The sequence below is a fragment of the Paenarthrobacter sp. NPDC018779 genome (genome assembly GCF_044391085.1).
GTDB lineage: Bacteria > Actinomycetota > Actinomycetes > Actinomycetales > Micrococcaceae > Arthrobacter.
On the sequence record NZ_JBIRZS010000008.1, the window covers coordinates 36,630 to 49,171 of the forward strand.

The 12,542-nt window shown below is 62.0% G+C and carries 20 protein-coding genes and 1 tRNA gene; 9 read left to right on the forward strand and 12 right to left on the reverse strand.

The window, feature by feature from the left end; translation table 11 throughout:
* Positions 1-256: 256 nt before the first annotated feature.
* Positions 257-694 carry a hypothetical protein gene (locus ACH488_RS10850; RefSeq protein WP_397324138.1) on the forward strand — a complete coding sequence of 146 codons (438 nt, stop codon included), beginning with the start codon at positions 257-259 and terminating at the stop codon, positions 692-694.
* A 9-nt stretch (positions 695-703) separates the two neighbouring features.
* On the forward strand, positions 704-1,279 hold the full coding sequence (locus ACH488_RS10855) for a hypothetical protein (protein ID WP_397324140.1): 576 nt from the start codon (positions 704-706) through the stop codon (positions 1,277-1,279).
* Here ACH488_RS10855 and ACH488_RS10860 read toward each other — a convergent pair.
* From ACH488_RS10860 to ACH488_RS10880, 5 genes are all read right to left on the reverse strand, one after another.
* Entirely contained in the window at positions 1,276-1,635 is a 360-nt protein-coding gene (locus ACH488_RS10860; RefSeq protein ID WP_397324142.1) for a zf-TFIIB domain-containing protein, read from the reverse strand. The two genes, ACH488_RS10855 and ACH488_RS10860, sit on opposite strands and share 4 nt — an antisense overlap.
* Positions 1,636-1,672: 37 nt before the next feature.
* Entirely contained in the window at positions 1,673-2,296 is a 624-nt protein-coding gene (locus ACH488_RS10865; protein ID WP_397324143.1) for an FMN reductase, read from the reverse strand.
* 132 nt (positions 2,297-2,428) lie between these two features.
* The gene (locus tag ACH488_RS10870; protein WP_397324144.1) at positions 2,429-3,334 is read right to left on the reverse strand and encodes an alpha/beta hydrolase; all 906 of its coding nucleotides are present in this window, start codon (positions 3,332-3,334) and stop codon (positions 2,429-2,431) included.
* Between the two features lie 46 nt (positions 3,335-3,380).
* Entirely contained in the window at positions 3,381-4,415 is a 1,035-nt protein-coding gene (locus ACH488_RS10875) for an alpha/beta hydrolase (RefSeq protein WP_397324146.1), read from the reverse strand.
* Positions 4,376-4,672 (reverse strand): DUF4287 domain-containing protein, encoded by a 297-nt coding sequence (locus ACH488_RS10880; RefSeq protein ID WP_397324147.1) that lies wholly within the window; start codon positions 4,670-4,672, stop codon positions 4,376-4,378. Before ACH488_RS10880 ends, ACH488_RS10875 begins: the two co-directional genes overlap by 40 nt.
* 105 nt (positions 4,673-4,777) lie before the next feature.
* On the opposite strand from ACH488_RS10880, the gene ACH488_RS10885 reads away from it, so the two are divergent.
* Complete coding sequence (locus ACH488_RS10885; protein ID WP_397324149.1) at positions 4,778-5,662, forward strand: hypothetical protein; 885 nt, start codon at positions 4,778-4,780, stop codon at positions 5,660-5,662.
* 2 nt (positions 5,663-5,664) lie between these two features.
* Here ACH488_RS10885 and ACH488_RS10890 read toward each other — a convergent pair whose 3' ends face one another.
* Positions 5,665-6,558, reverse strand: coding sequence for a diacylglycerol/lipid kinase family protein (locus ACH488_RS10890; RefSeq protein WP_397324150.1), 894 nt, complete (start codon positions 6,556-6,558; stop codon positions 5,665-5,667).
* A gap of 188 nt (positions 6,559-6,746) precedes the next feature.
* Positions 6,747-7,598, reverse strand: coding sequence for a PhzF family phenazine biosynthesis protein (locus ACH488_RS10895; protein ID WP_397324151.1), 852 nt, complete (start codon positions 7,596-7,598; stop codon positions 6,747-6,749).
* 58 nt (positions 7,599-7,656) lie between these two features.
* Between ACH488_RS10895 and ACH488_RS10900 the strand changes: the two genes are divergently transcribed.
* Positions 7,657-8,082, forward strand: a complete 426-nt coding sequence (locus ACH488_RS10900; RefSeq protein WP_397324153.1) for a DUF1801 domain-containing protein — start codon at positions 7,657-7,659, stop codon at positions 8,080-8,082.
* 132 nt (positions 8,083-8,214) lie between these two features.
* Here the strand turns inward: ACH488_RS10900 and rplI are convergent, their stop codons facing one another.
* The 4 genes from rplI to rpsF form a co-directional block, all read right to left on the reverse strand.
* Positions 8,215-8,667, reverse strand: coding sequence for a 50S ribosomal protein L9 (rplI, locus tag ACH488_RS10905; RefSeq protein ID WP_347109016.1), 453 nt, complete (start codon positions 8,665-8,667; stop codon positions 8,215-8,217).
* Positions 8,668-8,685: 18 nt separating this feature from the next.
* Positions 8,686-8,925 carry a 30S ribosomal protein S18 gene (gene rpsR / locus ACH488_RS10910; RefSeq protein WP_003800144.1) on the reverse strand — a complete coding sequence of 80 codons (240 nt, stop codon included), beginning with the start codon at positions 8,923-8,925 and terminating at the stop codon, positions 8,686-8,688.
* 63 nt (positions 8,926-8,988) lie between these two features.
* Entirely contained in the window at positions 8,989-9,579 is a 591-nt protein-coding gene (locus ACH488_RS10915; RefSeq protein WP_397324155.1) for a single-stranded DNA-binding protein, read from the reverse strand.
* Between the two features lie 49 nt (positions 9,580-9,628).
* Positions 9,629-9,934 carry a 30S ribosomal protein S6 gene (gene rpsF, locus ACH488_RS10920; RefSeq protein WP_397324157.1) on the reverse strand — a complete coding sequence of 102 codons (306 nt, stop codon included), beginning with the start codon at positions 9,932-9,934 and terminating at the stop codon, positions 9,629-9,631.
* A 228-nt stretch (positions 9,935-10,162) separates the two neighbouring features.
* Between rpsF and ACH488_RS10925 the strand changes: the two genes are divergently transcribed.
* Positions 10,163-10,501: a YnfA family protein gene (locus tag ACH488_RS10925; RefSeq protein WP_397324158.1), complete on the forward strand. Its 339-nt coding sequence runs from the start codon at positions 10,163-10,165 to the stop codon at positions 10,499-10,501.
* A gap of 61 nt (positions 10,502-10,562) precedes the next feature.
* Here the strand turns inward: ACH488_RS10925 and ACH488_RS10930 are convergent.
* A tRNA-Leu gene (locus ACH488_RS10930) sits at positions 10,563-10,645 on the reverse strand.
* Positions 10,646-10,820: 175 nt separating this feature from the next.
* Here ACH488_RS10930 and ACH488_RS10935 point away from each other — a divergent pair.
* The 4 genes from ACH488_RS10935 to ACH488_RS10950 are packed head-to-tail and all read left to right on the forward strand — an operon-like array spanning position 10,821 to position 12,403.
* Positions 10,821-11,258, forward strand: a complete 438-nt coding sequence (locus ACH488_RS10935; protein WP_397324160.1) for a chemotaxis protein CheY — start codon at positions 10,821-10,823, stop codon at positions 11,256-11,258.
* On the forward strand, positions 11,255-11,554 hold the full coding sequence (locus ACH488_RS10940) for a winged helix-turn-helix domain-containing protein (protein WP_397324162.1): 300 nt from the start codon (positions 11,255-11,257) through the stop codon (positions 11,552-11,554). Before ACH488_RS10935 ends, ACH488_RS10940 begins: the two co-directional genes overlap by 4 nt.
* 17 nt (positions 11,555-11,571) lie before the next feature.
* Positions 11,572-11,733 carry a hypothetical protein gene (locus ACH488_RS10945; protein WP_397324164.1) on the forward strand — a complete coding sequence of 54 codons (162 nt, stop codon included), beginning with the start codon at positions 11,572-11,574 and terminating at the stop codon, positions 11,731-11,733.
* A 10-nt stretch (positions 11,734-11,743) separates the two neighbouring features.
* On the forward strand, positions 11,744-12,403 hold the full coding sequence (locus tag ACH488_RS10950; RefSeq protein WP_397324166.1) for a DUF1345 domain-containing protein: 660 nt from the start codon (positions 11,744-11,746) through the stop codon (positions 12,401-12,403).
* Positions 12,404-12,542: the final 139 nt, after the last annotated feature.

Sequence of the window (12,542 nt, forward strand, 5' to 3'; positions counted from 1 at the left end):
ATTCTTTTCGCAGTAAATGGCATCTGACCTGCGAAAACACTCATCACAAGCTGTGGAAGAAAGAAACTTTTAGTGGATAACCATCCACAGCCGCCCAGCCCTAGCCCGCCCCCACAGGGTGCAATACGGCGAAAAACATACCTCAAATGTGATGCGCCTTACATGGCCCACCTTAATTTGACACTTTCCTCTCGGAAGCCTATGCCAAGTGCGGAATGTGCTGTGGATAACCAGCGATCTGGCATAAGCTCTAGGCATGGGGAATAACCTTGGCGACCTGCTGCTGACAGCCCTTCCTTTGGTAGTCCTGGTCGGTCTCCTCTGGGCCGTCTCGGCAGCCCTCAGACCCCGCGACACAGGCATCTCCGACGCCGAGCGGTACCAACGCGAGCTGGCGGCCCGCTCGGCCGCGCACCAGGCGTCCCAAGTCCAGGCGGCACTAGCGTCGCGGGCGCGGATCGAAGCCTCCACGCAACCGAGCCAGAACCGGGCACAGACCACCCAGCACGGAGCGGGCAGCCCCGCCAACCGCAGCCAGGCTGCTGTCCTTCCCAACGGCCAGCTGAACCCGCAGTTGGCCTTCGAAATCCAAAACCTGGTCCGCAGCGGGCAAAAGATCCAAGCCATCAAGGTGCTGCGACAAGCGACCCACTCAGACCTCATGACCGCCAAGAACTACGTAGATCGGCTCTGACAAAACGCCATGGATTCGCTCCTTATCCCCCTCGTGATCCTCATCCTGGTCATCGTGGGCGTACTGCTCCTGATTCGCTCTTTCACCAAGCGTTCTGCCGAGAACAAGGGCAACACGACTGCCGCCAAGGCACCCAAGGATCCGGTACAGCTTGCCAGGGAGTCGGCAGCAAAGCTGAATGAAGAGCAGCACCGCCGCCTGTACTCACTGATCGCGCAAGGCCAGGGTATGGCCGCCATCAAGCTTTACCTGCAGGCCACGGGCGAAGGCCTCCGGGCATCGCGGGACGCCGTGGGCGCCCTGGCCGCGCACCCCCAGCCGTTCCGTCCGGAGGCACCCGCAAAGGACCTGCTGGCGGACGACGACGATGAACCGGAACGCTTCCCCTACAGGTACCGCGCAATCGTCAGCAAAGGCGATGTGACCCGCGAGGTCAGCAGCAACATGCTCAACGACGAAATCTACGGACGCATCCGCACTCTGGCCAAGAGCGGCGATGTGGAAGGCGCAGCGTTGGCGCTGACCCGCCACTCGGACATCACCATCAAGCAGGCCCGGGAGTTCATTGAACTCCTGGACGACTAGAAGTCGAAGAGATCGCCCAGGAACCCTTCCTTTTTCTTGCGCTTCCGCCCGTGCTGGTCGCGGTTGGATCCATAGCGCCTGTCGTCATCGCGCCTGTCGTAGTCACGTCGTTCCCGATCGTCATACCGGGGCCGTGACTCAAAGGGGTTGTAGATGGGAGGCGGCGCGATGGGAGGTTGGGCGGGCGCTGCAGCCGACCGCGGCGGCAGCGATCCGGTTTCACCGTTGACACGATCAATGATCTTGTCCAATTCGCCGCGATCCAGCCACACTCCCCGGCATGTGGGGCAGTAGTCGATCTCCACGCCGCTGCGTTCGCTCATCACCAGGTCAACAAAATCAACAGGACACTTCATGCCTGCCTCAACGACCCGGGAGCCCAAATGGTTCGCCCTAGTGACCCGCCGAAATGCCCGCGAGCAACTGCTCGAACGGCAACGACTCCAGAACCGGTGCCTTATGCCCCGGCTGGGGGCCGCTCAGCAGTTGCACGAGTTCACCGGCGGCCCTGCCCACCCGCACCGAAAGGGGCGAACCGCCGTCGTCTGTTCCCCAGTCCTGGGGTCCGGCGAAGACGCCGGTGGCAGTCATCCTGGTGCGCAGGTAGCTGAAGAGCGGGCGCATGGCGTGGTCCAGAACCATCTGGTGACGGTCGGTGCCACCGGTGGCGCCCAGCAGCACAGCCTTGCCGTCCAGGGATTTGGGGTCCAGGACGTCGATGAAGGACTTGAACAGGCCGCTGTACGAGGCACTGAAGACCGGACTGACGGCGATGATGCCGTCCGAGTTCTCGACGCCGGCAATCACCTCGGCGAGCCGGGGCGCGGCATAGCCGGTGACGAAGTTGTTGGCGATGTCCACCGCGAGGTCGCGCAGTTCGACGACGTCGATCCTCACCTCATAGCCGGCCGACCGCAACTGCCGCTCGGCTGAGGCGGCCAGTTGATCGGCCAGCAGGCGGCTCGACGACGGCACGCCGAGCCCGGCGGAAAGGACGGTGATGCGGCGGGTTTCCATGGCATTCTCCTGTTGCTCGATCTATCCCAGCATACATGCATATGCATCTAAATGGATGAACGGGGCGGTGAGGGAATGTATTCCCGGCGCCTAGCCTCCGGCGAGTTGACCCATGTAGGTGACGGTCGCCGTCTAAATCTGCTCCTGGGCTGCGGTGCGATCGATGGAAGCCCCCCCATCGCCTGGCTGGGCACCGTAGCTGCCGAAGTAGGCGTGATTGCCGCCCTGGACGGTGACGAAGGTGGTGTCCAGCGGAAGCAATTCACGGGATAGGTCAATCTTGGCCGGCGTGCTCAGGCCGTCCGCGGACCCGGAAACCGACAAGACCGACAAATCCGCCCGGTTTCGCAGCGAGTCCAGCGGATAGGACGCGAAAAGGACGAGTCCATTCACGTCGGAGTTGTCCGAAGCGAAGGAACTTGCGCTCACCCCGCCCAGGGAATGGCCACCCACAGCCCACGACTGGACTTCAGGGTGGGCGGCCATGGCTGCTCGCGCCTGGCTGCCGTCGAGGAGGCTGAGCCCAAGGGGTTCCTTGAGGATGACCACCAGATAAACTGCGTTGGCTACGGGGCCAAGGACATCTACATACGCCTTGGCCTCGACGCGGGCTCCCGGGTAGAAGACCAGGCCTTTGCTTGGGGTGGAGTTCGCTGGAGCCATGGCAATGTCCGTCGGAGACTCGATGGTCGTAAGGTTCCGCGCAGGCTGGGGACCAGCAGGCTGATACGCAAAGGGGTTCAGCCAGGCAAGTGCCGCCACGGCAGACAACGCAAGCAATCGGCCCGCCCACGCGCCAATGGACCGCAGCGTGGAGCGCTTGGGCCGCGACCCACGGCCCCGCCACAGCAGGAAACCCCACAGGAGGCCTCCAATAGCGGCGGCCAGTAACAGTGCCGTAAGCGCCGGGTGGCCGCGCAGGACGGCCGGGTTGCCGAGCAGCATGGCAGCCGGGACGACGATCAGCGCCGAGGCGCAAAGAATGGAGATCCATGCGAGCAGCGGGGCACGGCTGGTCGACGCTTTAGTGGCAGTCATGGTCCAATAATAGTTCCATGATGGAGATAAATTTTACTGGGAGCGGTCATTTCCGTGCGACGTGGGTCTCCAGGAAGTCGAGCGTGCGCTGCCTGGCTTCGCGTGCCTCGGCGAAATTCAAGTGGAACTGGTACTCGTGCGGCAACTCGGGTTGATGGTCAGCGGGCCAGAAGAGCTCAGTCACCGGAACGCCGGCGGCCTTCAGGCGGTTGCTGTAGGGAACGGACTGCAGCCACGTCAGGCCATCCCCGTTGCCTCCGCTGATGAATGTAGGAGGTAAGTCATTGGTGACGAACTCAAGGGTGGACATGGTTCCGCCGGCATAAGTGGAGGACCAGTCCTTGGTGCCCGTGTAGGCCCACAGGGAGGTCTTGAACCCCCAAGCGACCAGACCATTCAGATCAGCCATGGCGCGGAGGTCATAGACCCCGCAATGCAGGATGGTGGCGGCAAGATCTTCCTTGCGCAGCGCCGGCTCGATTCCCAGGAGGTTTGCATAGGCCGGATTTACCGTCAACGTGGCCATCTGGCTGGCGAGTTGCGCCCCCGCAGAGTCACCCGCGAGGACGATCCTGCCAGGATCCACCCTCAGCTCGGCGGCGTGGGCCTTGATATAGGCCAAGGCATCGTTGAGTTCCCGGACAGCCGTGGGGTACGTCGCCTCGGGCGCGATCGTGTAACCCACACCGATGGTTGTGTAGCCCTCAGCAGCAAGGATCCTGAGGTATGGCTCAACGTTGGACTGTGCACCTGAAATCCAGGCACCACCGTGGATCCACACGATGGCAGGGAGCGCTTCCGTGGTGCCTTGCGGACTGAAGGTGTCGAACGAGAGGCCGGGCTTGTACTCCACTCCCTGGTTTGTCTGCAGTGGCGTATCCGGAACGTAGGGAAGCATCTCATCAACAGTGTCCTTGGCGCCCCGTTCAAAAACACTGCGAATCACCATCGCCGACGGCCACGGAGTAGCTGAAAGGGCAAGCAGCACAATGAGCACCACAACGATGGCGAGATCCAGTTTCCTAAGCCGCCACTGATCCACTATGGAGCGGCAGGTTTGCTGGCTTTGCCGTCCAACCACAGCATCTCCGACTCGTCGCGGTGCACACCGTCGGTCCCCACGTGTTTGCTGTCGATCTGGGGGCCCTTCTTGATGACATGGACAAGAGCCATGCCATGGCCCCGCCCAAGGTCGTAGTCCGCCTTCAGCCACTCAAGAATGGTTCCGGCCTTGACCGCCGGATCGTTGAATCCTTTGCCCTCCGCAATCTCCACAAGTTGGCGCGGTGTGAGGCCGGTCTTGTCCTCGATCGCGTCGAGATAAGCCTGGAAGGACATGGGTTCGCCTTTCGTCCGTGATTCGTTGCGCGTAGGCGTGACTCTACGGGAAGGGTAGGACAACGGGGAATGTTCCAGGCGTTCGCGCGGTCCTAGACTTTTGGGATGGTGAGCCGATCGTGGCGGTTCGTGGTTGCCTTGGCGGCCGTTTGCTTCCTGCCGGCCTGTGAATCCGCCGGCCAGGAACCCACCCCTGGTCCCGCCAGCTCGCCCGTGGAACAGCCCATCTCCGTGGAGGTCAACCAGTCGCGGGACCAGTACGGCAAGCAAGCAATCCTCATCCAACTCACCAACAACACGGAGGCAAACCTCACTGTCAGTGATGCTGTGCTGCGTTCGAACTTGTTCCGAGGCGACATCACTTGGCGCCCGGAGGGCGGCACCTTGGAATTGCCACCGAAGCAACCCAAGAGCCTCCCCGCCACCCTTCCGGCAGCCGCCTGCTCAACTGCATCCAATGCACCCGTCACAGCCACCATTCACTACACGGACCCGGAGCGGGAACCAAAGACAACCAGCACGGACGCGAGCGACCCTTTCAACGTCCTCCCGCGGAATTCTGACGAGCTCTGCCTTTCAGCGGAGGCGGCCGCGATAGCGACCATCGTCTTGGGCCCCGGCCTGGAGGTGGCTCCGGACGGGGCTACCGCCGTCGTACGCCTTGTCATCACCCCGCTGGGCACGTCCAATGGCACCGCTCCAAGCCTCACCATCGAGTCGATCGACGGGACCACGCTGCTGGCCGAAGTGCCAACCGATCCCTGGCCCCGCAACGTCACAGTCGCCACCAACAGCGCACCACAACTGGTGCCGTTGCGGATCAGGCCTGCGCGCTGTGATCCGCACGCGGTCGCCGAGGATAAAGTAGGAACCCTGCTGCCCCTGAGGGTAGCCGTGGGGGACAGGAAGGGCCTGCTGAAGGTGCCGGCCTCAACGGAGCTTCGGGGACGGATCTACGACTTCGTCGGCGCGGCCTGCGGCACCGGCTGAACTCAAGCGATGGTGGGCAAGGCCTCGTGAGCGCTTTCCACCTTGATGGTGGCTCCTGCTTCGACGTGCTTGACCTCTCCATCCATCTGGAATGGCAGCGGCTTGAGGGTGGTGAATTCGTAGCTGCTGACGCTCGGCTGGTCGCCCAGGCCCTGCGTCGTGGCGCGCAAAGCATTCAGGACCACGCGCCACTTGGGCATGTGGGGGAAAAGAACCACCTCGAACTTGCCGTCGGCGGGAACGGCCTCTGCCTCGCTCAGAGTGGCGTACTTGGCCATTTCGGGAATGTTGGCGAAAACCAGGCTGTCTACTTTGTGCTGCTTTCCGTCGGGCAGCCGCATCTCGAAAGGCTCGAACTCAGAGAAGGTCTTGACCACGGACAGCATCTCGGTGAGAGCGCCCTTGCTGCCCTTTTCCAGCTCCGTGGCAACCACGGGTGTGAGGCCGAATCCAATATACGAGTGTGCGAATTCGGCCGGGCCGTCCTCTCCGGTATGAATCCGCAGCAGATCGATGTTCTTGACGTGGCCCTCGGCGATGGCCTCATCCAACGGCTTGGTTCCGACGGTGCGGCGGTGGTCGTTCGCGTTGCCCGCTGCCATGACGGCGCACACTGCCTTGGGATTCTCTGCCTGCATCACCCCGTTGACCACCTCGTTGTAGCCACCATCGCCGCTCACGGACACCACCAGGACGTCCCCTCCCCCGGCTGCCGCCTCACGGGCAAGTTCCACCGCGTGGCCGGCGTGCTCGGTAGGGCGAAGAACGATGTTCGCCTCATAACGGAGCCGTTCCTTGAGCTTTCCCTGCAGTTCCTCCGCCAGATCCGGCGCGTTTCCCGTGCTGTTCGGGTTGAAAATGATGACGATCGATTCAAAGGTCCGTGCGGAATCCATATTTCTCCTCTATATGCATCCAACGGGGATCAATCCGTCAGCGCTGCGCGTCAATCACATGGCGTGGAGTGAGCGATGAAAGGATTACCTGCCCTCATCATTTTGTCCAGTTCCATGAGTGTTTCACGGCAGCGGACCACGGTGAAGCCAGGGCACACGCCGAGATGCCCACGGCCCCCTGACGCGCCCTACAGCAGCACTGTTCCCTCGATGCACGTGACCGAAGCCCCGCCCACCCAGATCTCCCCGTCCTGGGCTGTCACATGGATGCGCCCTGCCCGGCCCAGGACCGTCCCCTGCGCGGCAACGTACTCCTGCGGCGCGCGGCCAGAACCAATAAGCCACTGTGCCGCACCGGCGTTGAAGCTGCCGGTCACGGGATCTTCCACCATGGCGTCACCCGGAATGAACGTGCGGACCTCAAAATCCGTTGCTGAACCTTCCGTGTGCGGACCGATCACGCCCACCTTCAGGTCACCCATGGCCGCCACATCCGGCTCGATGGCGAGCACCTGCTCCGCCGATTCGAGGAGCACGCCGATCCATTCCGGCCCGTTGACCAGCCACGAAGCATCGAGGATAACCTCGTCGGGCAACCGAAGCGCCGCCGCCAACTGCCCACGGATTTCCGGCTCGACGGGACCGAAGCGCGTCAGCGGCGGCGCCGCGAAAGCCAGCTGCCCGCCGTCGTGCTTCACCTGGACCAGGCCCGCCCCACATTCCTGAACCACTACGCCCTGGGACTTGGGCACTCCCCCGGCCTGCAGCCAGGCATGTGCCGAACCCAGCGTCGGATGCCCGGCAAACGGGAACTCCTCGCTGGCCGTAAAAATGCGGACACGGTAATCAGCGCGAGGGTCCGTCGGCGGCAACAGGAAGGTCGTCTCGGACAAATTGGTCCAGTTCGCGTAATGCTGCATGGTTTCAGTGCTGAGCCCTTCGGCGTCAACCACGACGGCGAGCGGGTTGCCGAAATAGGGCCGGTCGGAGAAGACGTCCACTTGGTTGAACGGGCGGACTCGCAAGGATTCATTGTTCACCGGTGCAGGCTATCACTGGGTTCTGGCATGACTTTCCGGCGTCTGGGAGACTACGCACATGGCAGAAAACAAGACCCAGCCGACGGACGTACCCGTGGAAGAATTCCTGGCAGCCGTGGAGCATCCCACCCGCCGCGCGGATGGGATGGAGCTGATGGAGATGATGGGCGCCATCACCGGCGAAGAGGCGTACATGTACGGGCCTACGATTGTTGGTTTCGGCAGCTACCACTACAAATACGCCACCGGCCGCGAAGGGGATTCGCCGGCCGTCGGCTTCTCGCCCAGAAAGGCCAACTTGGTCCTGTACGGGCTGACTGAAGGACCCGACGCCGATCGGCTGCTTCCCGAACTGGGCAAGCACAAGACCAGCACGGCCTGCCTGTACATCAACAAATTGGACGATGTGGACCGGGGAGTGCTGTCCGAGTTGATCCGCAGCGGGTACCACCACACCATGACGGAGATCCACAGCCCTGCGTAAAGCAACGCAGTCACTTACAGCCCATTAGTCGCCGAACACGGGCCCCAAGTGACTCCGCGTGGCTCCCAGGGAAATGAAAAACCCCCGCCACCGGAAAACCGGTAACGGGGGTCCTTCAGATGCAGTCAGAGACTACTTGCTTGCAACGACCTCGAGGTCGATGACAGCAGAAACATCCTCGTGCAGGCGAACGTTTGCCTGGTACGAACCCACGGACTTGATGTGGTTCGGCAGTTCAACGTTGCGCTTGTCGATGGCGCCGAGGCCAGCGGCCTCAACAGCAGCAGCGACATCAGCCGGCTTGACCGTGCCGAAGAGACGACCGGACTCGCCGGCCTTCACCTCGAGCTTGACCTTCTTGGAGGACAGAGCCTGGGCCTGTGCCTGTGCAGCTTCAACCGAAGCGTGGGCGCGGGCAGCACGTGCAGCCTTGATGGACTCAACCTGCTTCTCGCCACCGCGGGTCCAGGTCAGAGCGAAGCCGCGGGGCAGGAGGTAGTTACGTGCGTAACCGTTCTTGACCTCGACAACGTCGCCAGCAGCACCGAGACCGGTTACTTCGTGGGTCAGAATGAGCTTTGCCATGTTAGTTAATCCCTTCCCTTAGCCGCGGCCAGCGCCGGAGTAAGGCAGCAGAGCAACTTCGCGGGCGTTCTTGATTGCCTGGGCGATCTTGCGCTGTTCCTGAACGGTAACGCCAGTGACGCGACGAGCGCGGATCTTGCCGCGGTCGGAGATGAACTTGCGCAGCAATGCTACGTCCTTGTAGTCGATGACAGTGATGTCAGCGGCCTTCAAGGGGTTGGACTTTGGTTTGGGCTTACGGAGTTCAGCCTTAGCCATCGTGGAGCTCCTTTTCTATGGAGCCCGTGGATGTTGATCCACGGGATGGTGGTGTTTTTGTGTTTAGAAGGGAGGTTCGGAATCCGGGCCGTTGCCCCACCCGCCAGCGTTGCTGACACCGGGCGTGGCCCAAGGGTCATCCTGCTGTGCGGGCTGGTTGTTGCCCCAGTTTCCACCGGAGTTGCCGCCCTGGTTTCCACCAGGTGCGCCGCCTCCAAAGCCACCGGCGTTGCCGCCGCCGAAGCCACCCTGCTGGTTACCGTTACCGGCACCAAACCCGCCGCCGGAGCGCTGGGTACGGTTGACTTTGGCATTCGCGTAACGCAGGCTCGGGCCGATTTCATCGACCTCGAGCTCAATAACGGTGCGCTTCTCGCCTTCCTTGGTTTCGTAGGAACGGCTCTTCAAACGGCCGGAAACGATGACCCGCGTACCCTTTGTGAGGGATTCGGCCACGTTCTCGGCAGCTTCGCGCCATACCGATGCGCGGAGGAACAGGGTTTCCCCGTCCTTCCACTCATTGGACTGGCGGTCGAAGGTCCGGGGAGTAGAAGCGATGGTGAAGTTCGCTACTGCTGAGCCAGACGGGGTGAACCGCAGCTCGGGGTCATTGGTGAGATTACCGATGACCGTAATAGTGGTTTCGCCTGCCATCTACTGCCTCCTTGTTCGTTCCTGCGGGGTAAAGATTTGAAGGGGCTGATTACTCAGCAGCAACCTTCTGGTCTTCGGGGCGGATGATCTTGGTACGCATGATCGTCTCGTTGAGAGACAGCTGGCGGTCAAGTTCCTTGGCGGTAGCCGGCTCAGCGGTGAAGTTCACCACGGCGTAGATACCTTCGGACTTCTTCTTGATGTCGTATGCCAGACGGCGACGGCCCCAGATGTCAACCTTTTCGATGGTTCCACCATCGGTAGTGATGACGTTCAGGAACTTCTGAAGCGACGGCTCTACGGTACGCTCTTCGACCTCGGGGTCGATGATTACCATCAATTCGTAAGGACGCATATGTGAACCCACCTCCTTTGGGCTAAGCGGTTACGGTATTTCCGTAACAGGAGGTTCATTTGCGATGCTGTGCATCGCTCCCCCGCCGAAGTTTCGGAAGGAGGGCGCAGCACAGACTTCAATATCTTAGTGCATCTCCTGCACTCAAAGCTATTCGGCGGAGTACGTCACCGAAACCAGCCATCGCTCGTATGTGGATAACGCCCGGCCGCAGCGAATACTTGGACCATGACCATCCTCAAGTCGACGATTCTCTTCATCCTCGCGGCAGTCGCCGAGATTGGCGGCGCCTGGCTGATCTGGCAGGCCGTCCGGGAGGGCAAGGCGTGGTGGTGGGCAGGACTCGGCGTCGTGGCGCTGGGCATCTACGGATTCTTCGCAGCGTTCCAACCCGATGCGCACTTCGGGCGGGTGCTCGCCGCCTACGGGGGAGTGTTCATCGCCGGCTCGCTCGCGTGGGGGATGCTCATGGACGGCTTCAGGCCGGATCGCTGGGACATCATTGGCGCCACTATCTGCATTGTCGGCGTTGGAGTCATCATGTTCGCTCCGCGCCCCGGCGGGTGAACCCGCGCAGTCAGACGAAAAAACCCCTGGAAGATCATGGACCTTCCAGGGGTTTCCTGTGTGCGCGGAGGGGGACTTGAACCCCCACCCCCTTTCGAGGACTAGCACCTCAAGCTAGCGCGTCTGCCATTCCGCCACCCGCGCAGGGTGATTCGGAGAGCCGGTTTCCTTTTTCTCCGTAACAGCGTCAAAGACACTAGCACGAAGTTGGCCATTCTGTGGATTCCGACACCTGCATGTCAAGGTGAGGAAACTACTTGCCAAATTGGAAAGTAGTTTCTAGGCTGTAGTCATCAACACCAAACATTGGGGAAACATCATGACCAGCACACCGACTTCCAATCCGACGCCCGAAGAAGCCAGCGATCTCCTCGCCCGGGCACAGGCCGTAGGCTCCGCCGCCACGGCATCCGTGAGCTGGCCGCACACGGCCTTTCTGGTTGCCTTCGGCGCATCGACATCCCTGGGCACGCTTGCCATGGGCCTGACCACCGGGCTGCCCTACTTCGTGGCCATGATGGGGATGATGGTGTGGATCATCACCCTGATGGTCTTCCTCACTACGTTCGCCCGGTCCACGAAGGCCGGATTCAAACGGCGTTGGGGGCTCTACATCGGATTGTGGACTGCCAGCTACGCTGTGGCGATTGTCATCGCGTCAACGTCCAAAGGGGAGAACATCATGGGAACATGCATCGGCTCCGCCCTCATCCTCCTGACCACCATCGCCTGCGCCTGGCGGGAGGCCAGGTCGTGACGGCCGAACACCCAAGGCACCGGCTGGCGGACACGCTCAACCATCCGGTCCGCTTCTCCATCGTGGCAGGTTTGGCTGCGGCCGATTCACTCGATTTCAAGGACCTCAAGGAAGCCGTCCAGGTCAACGACTCCACCCTCAGCAAGCAGATCTCCATCCTCGAGGCGGCAGGCTTCGTTGAAGTCAAGAAGAGCTTCGTGGGAAAAATGCCGCGGACCTCCCTCAAACTCAGCACGAACGGCCGCAAGGACTGGGGCATCCACCTCCAGGCCTTACGGGAAATCGCCGGACAGTAGGCCGCTAGGGTGGGTCCATGGATGCACTGACCTCGCTTGTCCTCACTGCCGTGTTCGGCGCGATCTTCCTCTACCTCCTTTATTTCGTGGTCCGCTCCGGCGTCAGGGATGGCATTCTCCAAGCCGACCAGCGGCGGGCCGCCAGGGATCACCAGGAACACCAGGGCAGCCAGCGCTAGGGTGGACCGCATGAACGCCCCGCGGGTCAGGCGCAGCCGGCTGCGCTTTGTGGTGATGGTGATCGCCGGAGGAATCGCCACTGCTGTCACGGGTTCCACCGGCAACTGGGTGGATGCACCTGCCGTAGCTTGGGCTGTGGCGGCGTTCATCTACGTGGCCTGGGTGTGGCTGGTGATTGCACGCTTGGACCCGGAGGGAACCCAGCGACACGCGACGTCCGAAGACCCCTCCCGCGGCGTCACGGACCTGCTGATTCTCATCGCCAACCTGGGGAGCCTCGCCGCCGTTGCGGCTGTCATCGTCAATTCACACGCGGACGATACCTCTGCCAGGCTGAATTCCGCCGCGCTGGCGATGGTCTGCGTGGCACTTTCGTGGATGCTGGTTCAGACGCTGTTCACGCTTCGCTACGCCGAGTTGTACTACAGCCCCGGGCCAGAGGCCGGTGGTGCCGTTGGGGGCATCAGTTTCAATCAGGACCGGCCGCCCCAGTACACCGATTTCGCCTACCTTGCCACCAGCCTGGGCATGACCTACCAGGTTTCGGACACCAATCTTCAAAACCACCGGATCCGGGCCGAGGCGTTGAAGCACAGCCTGCTTTCGTACCTGTTCGGAACCGTCGTCCTGGCCGTGACCATCAATCTGGTGATCGGCCTGGCTCAGTAGCCGTGACAGCGGCGTAGGCCTCCGCGGCATCCGACGGCTCCAGACCGGTCGCGTACCTTTGGTAGCCCCTCCGAAGGCGGCTTAAACGCGAACAGGGCAGCCGCCGTCGTACGTTGACGGCAGCTGCCCCGCAGCGAAC